16 protein-coding genes and 1 pseudogene are annotated in these 20,447 nt (G+C 55.1%); 15 read left to right on the top strand and 2 right to left on the bottom strand.

Translation table 11 applies throughout. The annotated features are described in order from the left end of the window. From KTJ78_RS02565 to KTJ78_RS02545, 5 genes are all read left to right on the top strand, one after another. Complete coding sequence (locus KTJ78_RS02565; protein ID WP_217132356.1) at positions 1-1,485, top strand: putative type IV secretion/conjugal transfer ATPase; 1,485 nt, start codon at positions 1-3, stop codon at positions 1,483-1,485. After that, the gene (locus KTJ78_RS02560) at positions 1,482-1,976 is read left to right on the top strand and encodes a hypothetical protein (protein WP_217132354.1); all 495 of its coding nucleotides are present in this window, start codon (positions 1,482-1,484) and stop codon (positions 1,974-1,976) included. The genes KTJ78_RS02565 and KTJ78_RS02560 overlap by 4 nt, the downstream gene beginning before the upstream one ends. Then, positions 1,973-3,760, top strand: coding sequence for a type IV secretory system conjugative DNA transfer family protein (locus KTJ78_RS02555; RefSeq protein ID WP_217132352.1), 1,788 nt, complete (start codon positions 1,973-1,975; stop codon positions 3,758-3,760). Before KTJ78_RS02560 ends, KTJ78_RS02555 begins: the two co-directional genes overlap by 4 nt. Positions 3,761-4,162: 402 nt before the next feature. Next, the gene (locus KTJ78_RS02550) at positions 4,163-4,402 is read left to right on the top strand and encodes a hypothetical protein (protein ID WP_217132350.1); all 240 of its coding nucleotides are present in this window, start codon (positions 4,163-4,165) and stop codon (positions 4,400-4,402) included. Between the two features lie 42 nt (positions 4,403-4,444). Further along, complete coding sequence (locus KTJ78_RS02545; RefSeq protein WP_217132348.1) at positions 4,445-5,245, top strand: single-stranded DNA-binding protein; 801 nt, start codon at positions 4,445-4,447, stop codon at positions 5,243-5,245. A 112-nt stretch (positions 5,246-5,357) separates the two neighbouring features. Here KTJ78_RS02545 and KTJ78_RS02540 read toward each other — a convergent pair whose 3' ends face one another. After that, positions 5,358-5,726 carry a MerR family transcriptional regulator gene (locus KTJ78_RS02540; RefSeq protein ID WP_254259303.1) on the bottom strand — a complete coding sequence of 123 codons (369 nt, stop codon included), beginning with the start codon at positions 5,724-5,726 and terminating at the stop codon, positions 5,358-5,360. Between the two features lie 201 nt (positions 5,727-5,927). On the opposite strand from KTJ78_RS02540, the pseudogene KTJ78_RS02535 reads away from it, so the two are divergent. From KTJ78_RS02535 to KTJ78_RS02525, 3 genes and pseudogenes are all read left to right on the top strand, one after another. After that, positions 5,928-7,440 (top strand): annotated as a pseudogene (locus KTJ78_RS02535) (SulP family inorganic anion transporter). Positions 7,441-7,976: 536 nt separating this feature from the next. Next, positions 7,977-8,666 (top strand): CatA-like O-acetyltransferase, encoded by a 690-nt coding sequence (locus KTJ78_RS02530; protein WP_369807942.1) that lies wholly within the window; start codon positions 7,977-7,979, stop codon positions 8,664-8,666. Position 8,667: 1 nt separating this feature from the next. Further along, positions 8,668-9,105 carry a carboxymuconolactone decarboxylase family protein gene (locus tag KTJ78_RS02525; RefSeq protein ID WP_217132346.1) on the top strand — a complete coding sequence of 146 codons (438 nt, stop codon included), beginning with the start codon at positions 8,668-8,670 and terminating at the stop codon, positions 9,103-9,105. Positions 9,106-9,263: 158 nt separating this feature from the next. Here the strand turns inward: KTJ78_RS02525 and mobF are convergent, their stop codons facing one another. Next, entirely contained in the window at positions 9,264-13,193 is a 3,930-nt protein-coding gene (gene mobF / locus KTJ78_RS02520) for a MobF family relaxase (RefSeq protein ID WP_217132344.1), read from the bottom strand. Positions 13,194-14,357: 1,164 nt separating this feature from the next. Here mobF and KTJ78_RS02515 point away from each other — a divergent pair. The 7 genes from KTJ78_RS02515 (at position 14,358) to KTJ78_RS02485 (ending at position 19,738) form a co-directional block, all read left to right on the top strand. Continuing rightward, positions 14,358-15,332 carry a hypothetical protein gene (locus tag KTJ78_RS02515; RefSeq protein WP_217132342.1) on the top strand — a complete coding sequence of 325 codons (975 nt, stop codon included), beginning with the start codon at positions 14,358-14,360 and terminating at the stop codon, positions 15,330-15,332. Further along, positions 15,329-15,820, top strand: a complete 492-nt coding sequence (locus tag KTJ78_RS02510; protein WP_217132340.1) for a hypothetical protein — start codon at positions 15,329-15,331, stop codon at positions 15,818-15,820. The genes KTJ78_RS02515 and KTJ78_RS02510 overlap by 4 nt, the downstream gene beginning before the upstream one ends. Further along, positions 15,820-16,947, top strand: coding sequence for a hypothetical protein (locus KTJ78_RS02505; protein WP_217132338.1), 1,128 nt, complete (start codon positions 15,820-15,822; stop codon positions 16,945-16,947). Before KTJ78_RS02510 ends, KTJ78_RS02505 begins: the two co-directional genes overlap by 1 nt. A gap of 53 nt (positions 16,948-17,000) precedes the next feature. Continuing rightward, entirely contained in the window at positions 17,001-17,711 is a 711-nt protein-coding gene (locus KTJ78_RS02500) for a hypothetical protein (protein ID WP_217132335.1), read from the top strand. 97 nt (positions 17,712-17,808) lie between these two features. Then, entirely contained in the window at positions 17,809-18,159 is a 351-nt protein-coding gene (locus tag KTJ78_RS02495; protein WP_217132334.1) for a hypothetical protein, read from the top strand. 14 nt (positions 18,160-18,173) lie between these two features. Next, entirely contained in the window at positions 18,174-18,998 is an 825-nt protein-coding gene (locus tag KTJ78_RS02490; RefSeq protein ID WP_217132332.1) for a hypothetical protein, read from the top strand. Positions 18,999-19,054: 56 nt separating this feature from the next. Next, positions 19,055-19,738: an SOS response-associated peptidase gene (locus tag KTJ78_RS02485; RefSeq protein WP_256448957.1), complete on the top strand. Its 684-nt coding sequence runs from the start codon at positions 19,055-19,057 to the stop codon at positions 19,736-19,738. The last annotated feature ends 709 nt before the right edge of the window (positions 19,739-20,447 follow it).

The raw sequence follows: 20,447 nt of genomic DNA, 5'->3' as shown, positions 1-20,447 counted from the left end.
ATGGCGAAGCAAACGATTACCCTTGCTCCTGCTGGTCTGACAAAAAAGGAGCGGAAGGAGCTCGAAAAGTATTTGCGGGAGCTCTCTGAGAATCAGACTGGGAATGATAATCCTGCCTCAATAATCGTTGACCCGTTGCCGATGATCCGGAAGAAATTCCCTGCGCTTTCAGACTTTTGGACGTTTCGGATTAGACGGCCGTTCCATCGAGCGACTGGGTTTCAGATCGCAGCAGCGAACCCCTATGCTGCCGCGGATATTCATGACCCTGCTGGGCCGATTATTGGGATCGAGATGATGTCAGGCGGTGGCGCGTTCACGTTTGACCCTTGGACGCTGTATGCGTCTGGGCTTGTGAGCTCACCGAATCTCTTGATCGAGGGTTCATTGCGTCAAGGGAAAAGTTTCTGGATCAAAAGACTCGTTTCGCTCCTTGTCGAGATAGGCCACTACGCGATCAACACGTCTGATTCGAAGGGCGAGCACGGCGTGGCCGCGCACGCGCTTGGCGGTGACGTTTTCGAACTGGGCGCTTACGGGAGTGAGATACGGATTAACCCGCTTGAACGGCCTGAGCAACGCTTGGGTGAGAGCGTGATCGCGTATCAGTCGCGTGTGAGGGCAGGTCGAAACGCTGTGCTGCAGCAGATCGCGACGTTACTGAACCCTGGCGAGAGAGCTGTCACCGCCCGTGAGGCTTCATTGTTGGACTGGGCAACTGATGAGGCTATTCGCAAGACGAATGACCGTCCAACAATTCGGGACGTGTGGCAAGAACTAAGCCCAGAAAACATTGTGCGTGCTCAAGGCGGCAACCATTACGAGAAGCGAGACGCAGATGATTTGTGGGATGGGCTGCGTCGGCTCGTTGAAGGAGACCTCGGGGAAATGTTTGATACTCATTCTTCGGTGTCGCTACGGCCGGACTGCCCTTACACAGTCATTGATACTTCAGCGATCAGTCAACGAGGTGCAGGAGCGCTTTCAGTGGCGCAAGCTGTCTCGAATGCGTGGGTGCAAAACACGATCTCAAATAAATCATCAGGGCGCCGATATTTCGTGATTCGTGAAGAAGGCTGGCGTGACATGAAAAGCGTTGCCGCGCTCGAAGCTCACCAAGAACAGTTGAAACTTTCGGGTGAATACGGCATCTCGATGGTGCTCATCGTTCATGAAGGTGGAGACTTCGATGCGGTTGGTGCGGAAGGGTCAAAAGAGCGTGAGCTCGCGAAATCGCTGCTCCGTGGATACGCCAACAGGGTGTGCTTCAACCAGCCACAGTCGGCTCTCAACAATGCTGTGAAAGACGGTACGTACACGGATGCTGAAGCGACTGCGATTGGTGGGCTGCAGCGTGGCCAATTCCTCATCAAGATGCGTAACCGTTCATATGTTGTGGACGGTACACCAACGACGACGCCGTGGGAACGGGAAGTGTTCAATACTGATAAGCAGATGGTTCTGCAGGAGGAAGATGCTGCATGAATAGCGTCAATGAAATCTATTCTTCGTTTGCCCAAGGCATGGAGCTACCACCAACCCCGACCGATCTGAGTTTCGCGCAAGCATGGGAAGTGCACACTGGAGTGCTCCATATGGTGGGGTATCGGCTGCTTGATGCAGAGCTCGGGCAGCACCTCGAAGCCGCTAACGAAGTACGTCTGCAGCTTGAGCGGCATCATCGGGTCGCAAGCATGGCCGATGGGATGCCGGTAACCGTTCCTGCTGCAGCGGTACGGGGATTACGCACATTCGGGAACTACCTGGAACACAGCACGGAGCTTGAAGAGCTGAAAACCTATCTCGCACTCAATGCCGGCATCGCCGATGCGTTCAGCGAGTACGCGGTGAAGCAACGCGGCCGCGCTGCGCTCCCGGTGAAGTATGCGTTATTTGTTGTGGCGAAGTCGGCCGCCCTTATGAGCGAGTGCGTCGGCCACGAGCTGAAGATCTTCACCCATCAGGGGCTTGCATGAAACCGAAATACACCTGGTCGACGCTCCCGGCAGGCCTCGCGGTAGCGATGGTTCTTGCCACTGTGCTGAGCGTTTTGTTCATGCCACAGCTTTTCGCGATCGGCGTGACCAACCCGTCCTTTTTCAGGCAGGCAGATAAACCTTCGATACTGGTGCTGGTGAAGCTTTGGGGCACATCGACACCGACCCAGATTACTGGTGGGGCCTCTGACGTGGGCCACTGGCTTGCTGTGCTTGGATTTATTGCTGGCGTTACCGGGTTCGGAACGTTCCTTACCGTTCTACATTTCAGGAGGAAGAAAAACCCACAGCTCACTGAAGGGCTCGCGAAACCCCGAGAAGTGAATAAGCAGCTCGGTGTGAAAAACCTCCTGAAAGAAGGCGCACGATTCCGTCCAGCCGTCGACCCGGCGGTCATGAAAGCAACCGATGTTGGGTACCGGCTCGGGGTGTTCCAAGGCATTGACGTGTGGATGAAGATTGAAGACCCGATCATCGTTATTGGGCCTTCTCGGTCAGGTAAAGGCTGGCATATTGTGTTGAACTGGCTCGTCGATGCGCCAGGCGCGGTGATCACGACATCATCGAAAATGGATAACGCCACGATGACGATTGAAGAGCGTCAGCGTGGCGGCCGTCGTGTATGGGTTTTCGCGCCAGGTGTAGCTGGAGGCGACAGCCTCGGGCATGTGTTGCGGTGGAACCCGATTGAGGGGTGTGAGAATGAAGAGACCCTCATTCGCCGTATTAAAGCGTTGATCCCCTCAGACTCGTTCTCTGGATCAACCAGCAACGGCGGCCACTGGGATACGCTCGGTCAGCAGCTTGCCGCTCACTTGTTCCATGCTGCCGCTCTCGGGAACAAAACCGTTGACGATATTTGGGAATGGGTGTCGAATCCGCAAGAAGCTATGAACGCGGTGAAACTGATCCGTGAACATGAGCAAGGACTTGATGAACATGCTGCACACCTCGAGCAAATCATTACGCAGCCACCGGAGCAGCGTGTGAGCTCTTGGGGCACGCTCAGTACGGTGCTCGCGTTTCTGGAATCACGGTCTGCACGCTCGTGGATGAAACCTGGCGAACAAGATGAACGCTTTGACCCGGTACGGTTCGTATTCGAGAAAGAAACCCTCTACCTTGTGGGCGACAAACAAACCACCGGCGGTTACGTTCGCATCATCGACGGGCTGCTCGCAGAAATGGATTACGTCACGAAAGGCATCGCTGACGCGATGCCTGGCACCAGACTTGATCCGCCAGTCACGTACCTCCTTGATGAGGCCGGAAACTTTGAATATCAGGGCCTGTATGAGCTGATTACGGCTGGCGGTGGCCGTGGCCGTGTCGTTGTTGCGGTGTTTCAGTCAAAAGGTCAGCTCGCCCAGTGGGGGGCTGAAAACGCGGAAACGTTGTGGGATGCAGCGGTTGCGAAAATCATTCTCCCAGGCGGGTCAAAAGCTGACGACCTGCGAGACGTGGAACAGCTCATTGGTGAGCTGTGGGTGCAGCGGGACTCCCACAGCTGGGGCCAGGGCCACAACTCGGTCTCGGTCAGTCGGGAAAAACAAGCGATCCTCACTGGTAAGGAAATTCGAGAGCTCAAGAACAAGTACTGTCTCTTGTTTTACAAAAACCTGCCAGCAGTGATCCCCGAAATGCGGCCCTTCAATAAGCACCCCCGCTACAAGTCATGCGAGGCGAGTGCTGCTCGTTTGAGTAAACAGGTTGCATCGACGTCGCAGTTCGCTGACCAGATTATGGAGTACCGGAATGCGTGAAATGAGGCGAGGGACAGAGCGCTCGGTGAAGAGGAGCTATCGCCGCGCGAAGTACGCGAAATACATTGAATCAGCGGCCTGGTTTGCGCGCAGAGCACAGTGGGAACAGGACGAGAAACAGCGCACCGGAATTACCACGATTTTCTGTTTTGGTGGGTGCGGTAAGGAATGGTCTTTGAACGATCACGTACACCATATTTCTTATGACCGCTTAGGCAATGAAGCACACGTTGATCTTGCGGGTATGTGTGCTGAGTGCCATTACCGGTTGCATGAGATCGTGGAATCGGCCACCTACCTCCGTATGCCCCGGGCAACCGCGCAACGACAAGGAATGAGAACGTTACGGTGGGAGAATCGGAGCCAGTACGAAGCCCAGCATCAGGAAAACTCCCAGACCCGATGAGCAAGTTCGAGGAGCACACTGATCTGGAGCTGCAACCGATGCAAATCGCTGCCTTAGACGAATTAGCTAAGGCCAACAATTGTGCATGGCGAGAGCAGTTCCGTGTCAGTGAAGCATTGCCGCAAGAGGGGATTTGCCATTCACGCGTCATGATGGCTGAAACCTTCATGATGATACGTGCGTTCATTATCGACCACAGTAATAAAAACCAAAGCGAGGACTGCGCACAATTATGACTCTTCTCAGTGAGACCCAAAGCCGGGCTCGGAGAGGACACCATGGAAGCAATCAAAGGCAATATCGGTAAAGAAATCAAATTCTTCCCTCAGGATCAGGAAAATGGGAAAGATGCACTCGCGATCATTTCCCTGGCAGAGAAGAAGTTCGCGCCACCTACGTACGATATGCAGGGCAAGCCAGTGTGGGCTGAGCCTGAAACGATTTGGCACAATGATGTGATGGTTCGAGGCAGTAACGCTGTACGGTTCAACGAGACGTTTCAGGCGGGAGACCCCATCATCGTCGTTGGACAGCTGGGGAAAGAAACCCAGAAAGAACTGGCTGACGGCCGAGTCGTTACTTCTACCTCTTTCTGGGTAGATTCTTTCGGGTTCGACGGAACCAGAGTGAAAGCCCAGATTGATCGCACACCCCATCAAACGAAGGCGAACACACGCACGCAAACTGCCGAGCAAACCAACCAGCGAAGCGTAGGGGAACAACCGCGAAAAGAAACTGCTGCGGAGGCAGATATCTCAAAATATCGTAGAGCCTCCCAGAAACTGGAGCATCGACTTGGTGAACTCGTTGAAGCACAGCGAATGAGCGAGCAGACCGAGGCTGTAATCCTGGCTGCTTTCGCTGATGCGGCCACGCCGGAAGAAGCTCAAATATCAGTTAATGCAGCGGTGATGCAGGCGAGGCTTCCCATGACGGAATACCTGTACCTGACAAGTGTCATGGGTGAAGGTGTGGGTGATGGGCCCGCCCTTTCTTGGCGTGACGCTGAAAAGCTTCACAGCCCTGAGAACATGACTGTTTCGGGGCAGCAGCCAATCGCGCAGTCTTACGCGCGGTAGTGCCAGAGCACTCAAGGTGGGGGTCACCCGTTGGGACCCCCACCTTTTCTCTGTGCGCGACAAAGTAATTCTGAGTATCACCTTGACCGTGTGGTATCGCTTTCGGGCGGGATCAGGGCCTGATGTGCTCACCCAGCAGGCCAATAAACTCGTCCGCAGCGGAGAGCTGCTTCTCGAGCCTTGCTCGTCGCTGCTCGGCGTCGGTCAGGAATTCAGCGAGTAGTTGTACAGCTTCAACGCCGACAGTGTTCTCGGCTCGGGTCGCGTCCAGTGCGCGCAGCAGGTCACGCATCTGTTCCAGGGAATAGCCGAGCGGTTTCATCCTGCGAATGAGCATGAGCCGTTCGTAGTCGTCCTCGGTGTAGAGGCGAAAACCCCCTTCGGAGCGCCCTGAAGGCTCCAAAAGGCCGATCTCGTCGTAGTGGCGCAGCGTCCTCAATGACAGCTCGGTTCGCTCAGCCAATTCGCCGATCTGTATCATTCCAACTCCAGGTATAGCGCAGCTCCTTTCGGTTTGCCTGCAACACTCACGTTACGTTAGGGTTGGTTTCGTGCCTGCATGTTCTGGCGGGTTTCATCACGACTTCCGGCCCCTAGCGGGGTGCTGTCAGGCGCGCTTCGACGCGCACTCACTCTTTCGATGATGTCATATCGGACCCATTCTCTTTCTGGAGGCCTGCCCATGAGAACAGTGACCACGACCGACGACGGCCGGGGCCGGTACCGGCCAGAGCCCTCGGTGCTCACTGCGCTGAAGAGTCCGCGGATCTTCACGCGCGAGGTCCTGGCCGGTCTCGTGGTGGCGCTGGCGCTGATTCCGGAGGCGATCTCCTTCTCGATCATCGCTGGGGTCGATCCGAGGGTCGGGCTGTTCTCGTCGTTCGTCATGGCGGTGACGATCGCGTTCGTCGGCGGTCGCCCCGCCATGATCACGGCGGCGACCGGTGCGATCGCGCTGGTTATTGCCCCCGTGGCACGCGAGTACGGCATGGATTACCGTGCTGCTCGCCGGGGTCCTGCAGATCGTGCTCGCGGTGCTCGGCGTCGCGAAGCTCATGCGGTTTATCCCGCGCAGCGTCATGGTCGGCTTCGTCAATGCCTTGGCGATCCTGATCTTCACGGCGCAGCTGCCTCAGCTGCTCGGCGTTCCCTGGATGGTGTACCCGCTCGTCGCGGTCGGACTGGTGATCATGGTGTTCATGCCGAAGGTCACCAAGGTGGTCCCGGCACCGCTGGTGTCGATCGTCATCGTGACAGCCGCGGTGGTCGTGTTCGCGATCAACGTGCCGACCGTCGGTGACCAAGGCGAACTGCCGCGCAGCCTGCCGGAGCTGTTCATCCCGAACGTACCGCTCACCTGGGAGACGCTGACGATCATCGCCCCCTGCGCTCTGGCAATGGCACTCGTCGGGCTCATGGAATCGCTTATGACCGCGAAGCTCGTGGACGATGTCACCGACACTCACTCGAATAAGACCCGCGAGTCCTGGGGGCAGGGAGTCGCGAACATCGCGTCGGGCCTGTTTGGCGGCATGGGCGGATGCGCGATGATCGGCCAGACCATGATCAATGTGAAGGTGTCCGGGGCGCGCTCCCGCATCTCGACGTTCCTGGCAGGCGTGTTCCTGCTGATCCTCATCGTGGTCCTCGGCGACGTGGTCGCGATCATCCCGATGGCCGCTCTGGTCGCGGTCATGATCACAGTCTCCGTCGGCACCTTCGACTGGCACTCCATCAAGCTGTCTACCCTCAAGCGGATGCCGAAGAGCGAGACCGCCGTCATGGTCATCACCGTCGCCGTGGTCGTCGCGACCCACAACCTCGCGATCGGCGTGATCGTCGGCGTGTTCGTCGCTGCGATCATGTTCGTGCGCCGCGTCGCGCACCTCGTCGACGTCACCCGCGAGGTCACCGAACGCGACGGCGCTCAGGTCGCGCACTACACCGTCGAGGGGCAGCTGCTGTTTGCCTCGAGCAATGATCTGACCACGATGTTCGAGTACGGCGCTGACCCCGACCGGGTGGTCATCGATCTCTCGAAGTCGCATGTCTGGGATGCGTCGACCGTCGCCGCGCTCGACGCGATAGAGGCCAAGTATGAGCACTACGGCAAACGGGTCGAGTTTCTCGGCATGAACGACTACACGACTGTGTTCCATGCTCGGCTTACCGGTGGGCTAGGGGAAAGCCACTGACCAGGAGGAATCTATAGGGTCTACTGAAACTTTGCTCGACTCCTTTCCGCCAGTTATGAGGGACTGGCATGGAAGATAAGGAACATGGCTAAAAACTTGGAAGAGTTCAGAAAGGACACCGTCGCATTCGCCAGCCAGGTCCCCCAGACACATACTTGCAAGGTATCGGGGTCTCGAAAACAGCGCTCTTAAAATGGTGACCGATCCAGGGCTGAACCGAATGCGAGCTTTCAGGTGACAGAGTCTGGGGCCGGTGATTACGACGTCAACTTTTCAGTGGACGAAGAAACCCGGAAACAATCAGAGCTCACGTTGGATTTGAGTGATGACGCGCAGTTAGCCGCCGCACCTGAGGATTGGGCGTGTGACGGGACTGTTGGGACAGTGGTGTGCATTGTCTAAGAAAAGCAAAGACCGGCGGGCTATTTTTGTATTGCACCCTTTTGGGGGCCCGCTTGCACGAAGGAAACCTTCATCGTGCAGGTGCTTTCTGGACGTTTGTCTCTGAAACTCGGTGGTCCAGATAAGCTTATGGTGTGACAACCAGAGACAGGATGATGCCCGTTCCCCGATCGAGAAAGATCGACCTTGATTCATGGGCGCGCTCTGAGCATTTCGCCTTTTACCGAGATTCCTTGCCCTGCACCTACTCAGTAACAGTTGAACTGGATGTTACTCGTATGGTTGAAGCCGTGCGGCAGACCGGTGTTCGCCTATATATAGCGCAAATTTGGGCTCTGAGCACAATCGTGAACGAGCATGATGAATTCAAAATGTTTCTCGGAGAGAACAGTGAACCTCGTGTGTGGGAAACGGTGCACCCCTCTTTTACCGTGTTCAATAAAAGAACCGAAACATTCGCAAACATTTGGGCAGAGTACAATCATGATTTTTCGACATTCCACGAAGCAGCGCTCACGCGGATGAACAGTGAAAGATCTGAAACTCAAATGTTCCCGATGGGAGACCCTCCTGCAAACGTGTTTAACGTTTCTAGCCTGCCATGGACCAACTTTTCAGCCTTTAACTTGAATGTAAATACGTGGGACCATCTAAGCCCGATCGTCACCTTAGGGCGTCACGTAGAGAAAAGTACGCAGCTTTGTATGCCGCTTGCATTCCAGGTTCACCATGCAGCGGCTGATGGTTTCCACGTCGGCAGGTTCATTACAGAACTACAAACACTGTTCGACGACTGCACCTGGTTAAGTGCGAAGGAGATTTGAAATGAAAACAGTGAATCTTGGAAAAGTTCACCCTGAGCTCTATAAACAGCTTGGAGTTTTAAATGGGCAGGTTAGTGAAGCCGCAAAAGATTGCGGCTTGGAAGCCAGCCTCATTGAGCTCGTTAAAATCAGAATCTCACAAATCAACGGATGCGCCTTTTGTTTACGACTGCACACACGTGACGCGCTACGCAATGGTGAAACCAATGACAGGTTAGCTGTGCTTCCCGCATGGTGGGAGTCACAGTACTTTACAGAAAAAGAGAAAGCTGCACTATATCTTGCAGAGCAAGTTACTCAACTTCCCAAAACATCACAGACGATGGACCCAAACGTGCTTACAGCGGAACAGCTCTCAGCAGTGGCGTGGATCTCAATCCTGATGAATGCGTGGAACCGGATAGCAATTCAAAGCGGTTATGAGGTATCACCGGGCTAAAGATTTTAGGTGCCTCGACGGACCTGCTGACTGAGAATTCAATCATGAAAAAATTCCTGTTTCCGCAGCACGGACCAGGAGCTGAATTGTGCTTCTGCACGCACTCAAAAACTTACACTTTGGTTGGCGACAGAGTAAGTCAGAGCCAGGTTGATCGGCTAATACCGTAACTGGGGCGATTGTGTTGCCTCGGCTGCTGTATTTGTAACCGGATAATGTTGCTTCTGAGCGGCTTGGAGCCACTCCCGGAAAGGTGATAACGCTTCATCCCTGTGTTCTGTGCGTAGCCGGTTTTGTGGTTCCGGTGCTCCCACCGGGTGGTTACCGTCGATACCGTAGAGATCCCGATAACAAGCAACCCTTACAGCGTCTTTTCTCCACTGTGCTTCTGCACCTGGCGTTGGGGTGCCGAGCGCTTTGACCCAGGGGTGACCTTCAGCGAGTGCAGCATCGAGTATGAGTTCTGCCCGGAGCTGGATCGCGGTCTCCCTGTCCTGCAGCGCTGCAGCAAATTCGGGGTCGCTCACGTATGGTGCAACATCTACGAGCCCTGCAACCTTTCGTTGTTCTGGAGAAACTGTCCGGGCTGGGGTGACCGGTTCATGACTGCTCATGTTCCCGAGCCTGTTGATACGGGTGCTCAGATATCCGGGCAAGTTCTTGATGTTGGTACGGTCGGTGGAAAGGAGAATTTCGCGGAGTTCTTCCTCAACGTTGCGGCCAGTGTTTTCGAGCGATTCAAGTGACCTGTAGAAGCGACGCTGCTGCATCTGTGTTGCGTCTGCATCGAAATGGATATCGAACTGTTCGAGCAACGGTGCGTATCGTTGCTCGTGTGTGGTGTTCTCGGCCGTATCTGCGACGAATTGCTTGGTGCGCCAATGCAGCACCGAAAGCAGGTCTTGGCTAGAGTCGGTTTCACGCTCCCTCAATAACTGTTGCAAAGTTTCGGGCACGTCAAAACCGAGTTTCTCGATACGGCTCATATTGGCCATGAGCGGCCCGAGTGATGGAAGATCGATCGACTCATCGGTGACAATATCGAGTTGCTTCAGCACATCGAACCACTCGTCAGCAAACGCATGACTCATGAGCGTCTGGTACTCGGCGTACAGCTGTGTGATTGAACCGAGCCGTTCTGCTTCAAGCTTTTGGGTGTCGTGTGCGGCGAGGTCACCGCCTCGCTGCTGCAAGACACCGTCAAGTACTTCGCGCCAGGTTTTGACCACGCCAGTGTTCTGTTTGTCGCCAAGAGCACCGTCTTCGTCAACGATCACATACGCTTTGTTGAGTGACTTGCCTCGGGTCATTGAGACGTAGAACGTTTCGCGTGACGCGGTACTGTCCACGATGGTGTGCGCGGTGTCTACGGTGCGGCCTTGCGAACGGTGTGCCGTTGTCGCATATGCCAGTTGGACGTGGTCGCGGCAATAGGACGCGGGGAGTGTCACTGTCTCTTCGCCTGACGACACAGTGATGTCGCCAGTGTGTTGGTCGACCGACTCAACAAGCCACTCGTCGTTGTTCTTGACCCAACGGTCATGGTCGGTTTTGAGATGTCTCGCGTTTTGCCTGGTTACGATCCTGTCGCCTGGTGACGCGACACCCGACACAATGTCAGCGGTTTGTGACGCGTCAACTGCGCCGATCTTGACGCGCCATTGTCGTGCGATGTCGTTGAGTTTTTCAACCATGTCGTTGGTTGGCGCGATGAGAAGCGACGTGAGTGTCGCGTCACTGTCGCCCTTTAATGTGGTCTCGTCTTGCTTCCAAGCGTCAACGGCGGCAGTGATGATGGTTTCGTCGAGTCCCCATTCGATGCGTTCATTCTTAATGTATGCTTCGAGGCCGTCGCTTCTGCCGAGTCGTAGAAGCTTTGACGCGTCTGCTTCCCAATCTGCTGTGAACCTGTGGATCGATGAAAGCTCTGCGACGTCTGGCCGGTCTGCGGTAAGGAGCCCGAACGCGCCGCCCGCGTCGATGGCTGCGAGTTGTGCCCAGTCGCCGACAAGGAGCAGCTTTGCGCCGGCTTCTTCGGCTTGGGCCCGCAGCGCGTCAAGAGCAACGGTTCCTGCAATTGAGGCTTCGTCCACGATAAGGAGATCGCCAGCCGAAAGCGCATAGTTAAACCCGTCGCGCTCGCTCGTGCCTTGCCCTGTTTCGTAAAGCCATTTCGCTGTGTTCTCGGTTTGAATGCCGAGAGACTCGGCGAGTACCTCTGCGGCACGAGCGGTGGGCGCAAGACCGCGCACGCTCCCTGGCCCATGTTGGGTCTCCCAAACCTCGCGAAACTTTTCAAGGCTTGTGGTTTTGCCTGCACCTGCTGGCCCTACGAGCACGTCGACGAGTCTTCCAGAGCGGGAGATGTTCGTAACTGCTTCAGCTTGATCCTCAGAAAGGATGAGCTGCTCCTCACCGGTTGGCTGATTGATGAGACTCGCGAGGACGTCTTCGTCAATGGTGACCCAGTCAGTTCGTCTGCCGGCATTTAATAATCGTTCTTCTGCATCCCAAACTTCGGCTGTGGTGTAAAGGTCGTGGGCGGTTGGTTGAAAGTGAGTGGCGCCGTCTTTGGTCTGGAATCTTGTCGGTGTTCGCAGCTTGCTCTTAGGCGTTAACGCAATGGCGTTGGCGAGTACCTGGTTGGTGATACGCTTCACGGTTTCACGCCGGTCTTGGTCGGATCTGAATCGCCAATGCGCTGTCGCATCATAGACGGCTTTTTCTGCGTTCGTTCGCCGCCATGTTGAACGCTCCTCTGCCAGCACACTGAGCGCGAATGTGGCCGCCTGCAACTCATCATTTGCAGAAATATCGTCATGCCTGAAAGACCAGAGCGGATACTCTTCGAGCCGTTTTGCTCCTGCCTGCATTAGCCTGTCTGCGGCCAGGAATGAGTCACCGACGTGAGGTTTTGCTCGTTCTCGCCAACTGTGCGTGAGGTCTTTCAACGAATGGATGATCTTTGCCCGCCTGGTGCTGAGCGTTGCCTGTTGCCTGAACTTAATGATTTGCTGTGCCGAGGGTGCGTGGCCGTACTTCTGAACGTATTCGGCAATGCGTCGTTCTTTTGCTTCTTTAATCGCTTCGGAACGCTGCGAGAATTCAGCATTGAGCTCGTGCGGGATACCGGCAAGCTGCCACTTAATCGAGCCCCGTTTCGTTCCCCGGTCGAGTGAAAATTGGAAACGGCCTGCTGGAGAATCGACTCGCTGCTCACGTGCAAGCCAAGCCTGATACTCACTCGGGTGTTCGAGCACATCTTGGGTAGTCCAGTCTGCGCCGAGCCTCGCGGAGAGTTCATCCATGAGTACCGTGTCATAGTGTGCACCTGCGGTGGAGACCGCGGGATAGAGTGCCCGGGAGTCGATGGTGCGCCATTTCCCATCGGCTGCTTGCACTTTGTTCGAGACGAGCATGTGGGTGTGGAGCTGAGGGTCTCCCTCACGGGAATCCCAGTGGTCAAAGAGGGCAGCGGTAATCCCACCGGTTTCAACTTGGGCGATGCCTTGCATTCCGGTGCGGGTGCGGATCACGTCTGTTTCGAGCATGGCTACGGCTGACGCGATAGCTGCACTGTGTGCTTCTTGAATCTTTGATTTCAGTTCCGGGTCGGCGATGGCCCACCACGATGAAACGCTTTTTGGTGGGGAAAAGACGAACTCGAACCCGGCTACGGACTCCTTCTGGGGTTTTGCGAGTTCCTCATTGGTTAATGATTCAGCGAGCGCATCGACGTCGAGGTCGGTGAGGTCGCCTTTGTTTTCGTTGAGGACTTCTAATAGCCGTGCTTGGACACGCTCTTCTAGAGGGGCTGCGGTTTCGAACCCTCGACCGAGCGGCGCTTTCGTCACCGGGTGAACCCCGTCTCCGAACAGGGCTTTCAGCTCGCCTTCGGCTGCTTGATCGGCAGCAGTGAGACCGAGAGCGGTCGCGCCTTGGCCGATCCACCGGCCAGGCGGAGTTCCGTCGCCCGTGTAGTACGAGCTTTTCGACTGTGCTCTCTCTTCGCCTTGAGCATCGACGACAGTGTTGAGAAGATACCCCCATGCGTCACGGCTTGCCCCAATTCGAGTCATGGTCATCATGAGTTTCTTTCCTTCTGTGAGTTGGTTAAGGCTCGGTGTGCAGTCTTCCTGCAGTGAGTCGTGCAATATCGGTGGGAGACGCGCACTGGAGAGAACGCTGTACCGCACCATGCGCAGGGCGTAGGTGCTTGAAGATCACCTTGGTGTCGCCAGGCCGATGACCGGCATTTGGGTGAGCAGAATCTGTGAGCATGATTGACCGGGACGAACTGACGCCTACACTTCTCGTTGCCGCACCGCGTGATGAGTTGTTGGCTTATCCAGGTACTCACGGCTTTAGCGGAAGCTTCACTTTTTCGTCGGCAATTTCCTGAGCAGTACAGAGCTTGTTTTGTCCTTGTCGAGAATTCCTTCCTGCATTGAGGACACCGCTTAACCCAGTGCCCGCTCTTGAAATACAACACCTGTCCACGCGAGTGCTGATTGAGTTTTGTCGCTCTACCTGGCCGGGTATGCGACTCGGGTGCTTCTGTTTTCTTCATCGTCTTGCCTACAAGAGTTGTGACGGTGCGCAGTCATTGGGACGCGAGCGCGAACGCGCTTTCCACGAGTGCCAGTCGTGTAGGGAGAAGTTCCGGCGAAGAATGAGACGGAAGAGAGGCAGCGAAAGATGCCGATTGAGAAAGAAAGCTGGTGGAGAGATCGGGCATAGGAAGGAATAGTCGGTGTATGGGATTTGGTGAGTGGCGTGGCGGTTGGATGAGACCGCTGGTTGAAGGTGGCTGACGACCGAGGCAGGCTATTCGTCCTCCTCTCTTGCGCAGCTATCCACATCTCACTGGTGTGGAAACAACAAAACTGAGAGTCGTTGAACGCGGCTATTACTGCTCCTTTTGCGATGAGACAACCTTCGCCCCAGATGAAGCTGAAGGGGTGCTATGCCGAAACTGTGGCCTCGACACGAGTAACAGTGGCCCGGACTCGCCACGCCGCACATTGCAAACCCCTGACGAGCCAAACGAAAAATCAGAAATTGACGGGGCGGGTAGAAGCGATGCTCGCCGCCGAGCTCTCATCAAGGCAGGTGTTGCTGTCGCGACACTGACTTGCGTCACACTCGCTGGCGTCGGCGTCACCAATTTCATCAAAGCGACACCGGCCCCGTCTGTCGCGACAGCTACACCTGTGACCCGAATCTCTTTAGCGCAAGCAAACGCGCGACACATGACCGTCGACGTTGAAGGATATGACGCGACACCCGCATGGGCTATCGCCGGGGAAGCGACACAGGTTATTGCGAGCGACACCGGCGACGTGCTGCTCTTGGTGACGCCAAATGACGCGACAGTGTACTACGTAGAGACAGGCGACATGCGTGACCGGTACGCGATGTCGCCTGGCGACACGGCCCAGGTCGCGGCTGTCGCGACATCGACCGGGTTCGTGGTGAAGCGACACGACACCTTGTCCGTATGGAGTGACGACATCGGGTGGCGACATGGCGACATCGACGCGAAAGCGACACTGCTGTCGCGAGGCGGCATTGCTGTCGCCGTGTCCCCGGAGAAGGAATACTCGCTCGTCAAAGACGACGCGACACTGACGAGCGTGACGCGACCTGGGAACGACGCGACACTCATCACTGTGACGCCAACCCATGTCGTGTGGGAAGAAAAACGTCGCGTCACCGTGACCGCACGCGGTGACGCGGCACCAGGTGGACGCGACGTGCCGCTCGCTAGTGACAGCGACATGAAGCTCGACCGTGTCGTCGGTGCTGACGAGAAACATGTGTACGGGCTTTGGCGACAAGGCGACACCGCGTCACTTTCCAGTCACGACATTACGACCGGTGACCTCGTCGATAGCAGCCCAGTGACGCTGGGCGATGACGAACACCCTTTCCTCTCTACCCACGGTGAAACGTTCCATGCCTATGAAAACGTCACCATAGACGCACTGGCAGGTGCCATCACCCCAGTCCCGAACGGACAACCGATGACGATAGCAGCCGGGGAAGGGTTCGTGACAGCGACTGAAACCAGAGCAACAATCTTGCACCCAAAGAAACAGATCGTTGAAACGATCACGATCCCGAAAGGCGCGGCCGTGACGACGATCAGCAACAGGGGCTTAATTCTGAACACTCCTGAGGGTGTTATCGCTCTCACCCCTACACAGAAAGAAACGAAGAAATGACAGAGATGAAGGCGATCACCTTCGCGTGCGGACATACCGAAGACCGAGACCTCTCGAACAAAGCACCAGAAGACCGCAAGAGCTTCGCGAAATGGCTTTCTGGGCAAGACTGCGGCACCTGCTATTACGAAGCCAACAAGGGAAGACTCCAGGCTCAATCGAAGCGTGAATGGATTCGTGAACAGAACAAAGTGATCGAAGCCGACATTCAAGAGCAACGGCTCCCAGAGCTTGGTGGTTCAGAAAAACAGGTTCCGTGGGCGAAACGGATCAGGTTCGAAAAACTGCGAGCAGCCTATGAAGAAGCCGTCGAAAACGAAGGAGCGTCTGAAGACGCATTTGAGACACGATTTGTTGAGCCCGCACGACTCATCACTTCAGCGAAATGGTGGATCGATCACCGCGAAGAAGACGCAGCGGCAATTCCCGAGCTCATCGCGGAAGCTCTCGGCAATGAAGATGATGCAGTCAGTGAGAACCCGTTCTGATGAATACTGAAATCGTTGAGCAATCCAAAGAACAGCTCACCAAAGAATCCAGAACGAAAAGCATTCTCTTCATCATGGGGGGTGCCCTGATCGCTCTGGTGGTCGCAGTCATAGCAGTCGTGGTGTTGATGCGAGCTTTACCTGGTGGTGACAAAGAGGCGACACCTGAAACAGTAAAGCCCCACATCGTCAACGACACCACCTGGTCGATTGACGCGACACCTGAGGCGCGACATCTCGTGACCCCTGACGCGCTCGTCGTCGTCACTGGCGACACCGTGACGCTCCTATCAAGCAGCGACGCGACACAAGTCGCGACACTCGAAGACGCTCGTGACGCGTCAGCGGCGACAGCGTTCAACGGTGGCGTCATTGTCTTCACCGATGACGCTATATGGACGTGGACACGTGAGGCGACAAAGTTCACAAAGCGCGACATCCCCACAGGAACTCACGTCAGAGTCTTAGGCGACACCGCGTTCACCATCAGTGACGACAGAACAAAAATCAACGTCGTAGAGCATGACGCGACACTCACCGAAGTAGCGCCACCCAAAGAAGGAGCCGTACCGTTGACCGCGGTAGGCGACACGATCATGTGGGTGACCGCTGGCGACAACTCGATCATTACGCAGCGGGGAAGCGAGACAGTCTCAGAGACAAAACTCGAAGCTCCCACTGACGCGACAGGGGTGCTTCGTCGCCTCGCCGCAACTGACGCATTTGCATATGTCGTGTGGGAAGCCGGGGAAGTGGAGCTTCTTGCAATCCATGACGTTAAAACTGGGGCAGTGCATGCTGTGACCGAAGTCGTTGATGCGGCCGAGCAAACCTGGCGGCTCAGTGCTGACCGATCGCTCGCATACTTTGCTGGCGTCCTCATCGACACCAATAAGGGCGAAATGTCGTTGCTGACATCAGCGATTGCTGACCCAGTTGCTCTCAAGAAAAGCTTCAGCGGACACACTACAGAAACCGAAATTTTGACGTTCTCACCCAGTGGCGCCTCAGTGCTAAGCGGAGACGTGACCCAGGTTCTTGGACAATTCGCAAACGGTCTGTATCTCATCGAAAAGGGTAGCCAACTCCAAGCCTTAGAGACGCTGCCATATCGAGACCTGAGTTGAACTGCGCTGTAGCTCACTTCTGATGGCGCAATTGCAAAAACGAAAGGAACGTAATGTTCAAAAAGATCGCAGTCAGTGGAGCAGTCACCCTCGGGTTAACGTTCGGTGGTGGGGCTATGGCAAACGCTGCAGAGCAAACTCCCGAAATCGACCTTGAAAAAGCGTTCGTCGCGCTTTGCGAGCTCGCAGACGCTGATGGCATCACGCTCGAGACTGACGACGGAATTGTCGAGTTTAATGACGGCACCGAACTTACCGAAGCAGCAGAAGGAAACCCAGAACTCATCGATGATCTCCTCAAAGTGCAAGAGCCTGTGTTTCTGCAAGCATTGATGATGGACGAACCTACCGACCCTGTCGAGCCAGTGGAACCTGTGGAACCTTTGGAGCCCGTCGACCCGGTCGCCCCTGTAGAGCCGGTAGAGCCGGTAGAACCGGTAGAACCGGTAGAACCTATTAAGCCCGTGGAACCCGTTCAACCAGTGCCCCCTGTTGCACCGGCTCCAGCCCCAAGCCCCACGCCTGGCCCAGTAGCTCCTGCACCCGCACCTTCACCTGCGCCTGCACCTCAACCCATCTATTCGGGCGATTGGGGCGTGGCTGCACCTGTGGCCTACAGCAGTCCACGCTATGCCGGTACAGGCGACCAACTCGCGTTCACTGGTGGAGCTGGCCTAACCGGAGTCGTGGCGGCGGCTATCGCCGCTCTAGGGGCGGGTGGCCTCTTGCTCGCGCGAGGCCGCAAACCAGAGATAGAACTGTAAACGAAAGACCTGTGAAAGGGGAGCGGCATTCGAAGCTGCTCCCCTTTTTATTCACCAAGCAACAAAGTTGTTTAGTTATTCAATCGGAGACGAAAAGATGGATGAACAATGGCAAACGGTTTTCGAAGAATGGGTTCCTACCTACTCATGGCGAGTTGAGGCTGAGCGCGAACAAATCAAGCCGGGAGGCCTCCACTCATGGAAGCTCTTCTTCTGGAAAGTGTCTGATGAAAGCGAAGTGCTGATGAAGGCTGGATTGCAGTTCCTAACCAGTGAGCCTTTGCCTACTGATACATATGCCTGGGACTTTATAGCCGGTATGCAGCCGTTCTCGGACGGGGGCAGGTTAGAACTCCGAGAAGACTTTAGCCAATACGTACGGTACTGCTTGGTCTTGCTTGACTCTCCAGATGTTGCCGAGCGAATCTACGAATTAATTGGGAACTGATATATGCTCGCTGCATGATCACAGTGTGGTGTGAAAACGAGAACAGATCATTCGGTGCTGCCGCATTCCAAAATCTTGACCCCGAACAGAGGATGAGTCTCAGCTCCTCGCTTCAGTGTGAGCTCTGCGGCGCCTTTGCGTGGTTCGTGAAGGCATCTAGGAATGGTCGGGCACCCTGTTTTGCAGCGCGCCACGAAGAAGGCTGTGACAACAAGACTGAACGTGCAGAAACTCTTCTGCTGCCTGGAGAAGAGGAAACGTCGTCAATCAATGCGTTGTTCAATGAGTTCAGGTTGGTGCCAGTCCAGCAGAAGGGCCAGGTGAATGCTGAGGTTGGTGGAATAAAAGACGGGTTGAATAATCGGTCTTCACGAGTGCGCCGGCACGTTCTGGACGGAGAAAAGTCAAGTGTGCCTCAGAGGAATATGAACTCACTTCTGAACGGAGTTGTTTATAGGTTCGAAGAAGTAGCTGATGTGACACTTCGTCTTCCAGATGGGAAGAAAGGTAGCATTCGTCACTTAGTAGTGCCTTTGAACGAAGCTGAGGGAAACCACCTTCACAGAACCCGGCTTTATTGGGGAAAAATAAAACAAGTCAGAGAGAGCCACGGTAATTATTACCTCAACGTTTCGCACTTCCCAAGTGACGCATTCCATATTGAGGAGGCTCTATTTGAACAAGTACTTGCTCATTATCGTTTTTCAACCATGGACGATTTGCAAGAAGCTTATGTGATGTATTTGGGTGTGCTCTCCCTCAACTCCACAACTTCTGCTAAAAAAGTGGAGATTGAAGATTTGTCCTGGCTTGGTATTTTGCGTGGTAATGAGGAATAAGTGAACAACAATATTCCCGTTCGTATAGATGTATCAATCGTTTTGAAAGGATAGACATGTGCGGCCGGTTTGTGATGGGAATGAGCTACGAAGAAGCAGAAGAGCACTTCAAGCTTTATTCGTTCGCGCCGGAGTTGCCGATGCCTTCTTGGAATATCAAGCCCACGCAGGACGTCACTGTCTTTTTAGAGGATCACAAAGAGCCGGGGCATTTCCGTGCTGAAGCTGCGCGGTGGGCGCTCACCCCGGTCTGGTCGAAAACCCTAGCAACCAAAACGCCGCTGTTTAATGCTCGGGTTGAGACGGTGCTTGAGAAGCCGAGTTTCAAGGCGTCAGCGAAGTCGCGCCGCTGCCTGATTCCGGCGACTGGGTATTACGAATGGACTGGTGAAAAGACAGCCCGTAAGCCTCATTTCATTCACCTGGCCGAGGAACCCATTCTCTTTGCTGGACTTCATTCGTGGTGGCATGAGCCAGATGCGGGGAATGATGAGGGCTGGCATCTCACGACAACGATTCTCACGATGGATTCCTACGGGCCGATGCAGCCCATTCACCATCGCATTCCTGTGTTCATGACGCCCGAGATGCAGGCTGACTGGCTTTCACCCGCGGTTGAAGGCGTGCCGGAGCTGTTTGAGATGGTCGCCGAGACGGCACGCAGCGTGGGGGAGCTTCTGGTTGAGCATGAGGTCGCGCCTTTGAAAGGCGACGGGCCCGAACTGCTCACAGCAGTTTGATGAGTGCCCGTTTCTTGATGAAATAGGCGTGCTTTTCAATATCGCCGCGTTCGAGCATTGCTTCGAGCTCTTGAATGTCGTCGAGAATGATCTGCTGCCGTTCTGGAGTCGTGGTCTACCGTATGGCTTGCTGTGCTCGGATATTCATGGACGATGAAGGCATCGGGTTATTACTCCCCAGATTGTGAAGTCTGCAAGCGGCGTACAGCTTTAAGATTTTGGGTTGGCTGATTTCTGTAACGAACATGGCGATTCCTCGTAAGTATGTTTGATGCGATAACACTCCTGGCTGAATTCTGGGAGGTGTTATGGGGGCAATAAGGTGATCCCGAGGGATAAGCGTTACGTGAATCGTGTGGTGGTGAAAGGTCATGAGGCAGGGCGCTGATATGACGATTATGATTTTTGTGAAAAGCAGCACCCCCGGCAGTAGCGCAGTGCTATGTCGGGGGTGCTGCTGGGGAATAAATTGTAGTGTCGATTTTGTCAGACACCTAGCCGTATCGGAAAATCGTGCATGAGTAGATTATCCATCTTTGGATTTTGTGTTGAAATCCTGAAGCTCGTCTTTCGCCTGGTTGAAGACTAGAGCCCCGCCACCGATAGCGCCAATACCCATCAACAGAAGGAGTTGAGGCAAGACACCTAGATCAAGAATTAAGGTGATCAGGCCTGCGATAGCGCAGATAGCGCCCGTGTAAATAACTGA

Source organism: Leucobacter chinensis (genome assembly GCF_019049105.1).
GTDB classification, from domain to species: Bacteria; Actinomycetota; Actinomycetes; order Actinomycetales; family Microbacteriaceae; genus Leucobacter_A; species Leucobacter_A chinensis.
The sequence above is the reverse complement of the archived record's forward strand: the minus strand, read 5'-3'. Positions and strand labels throughout refer to the sequence as shown.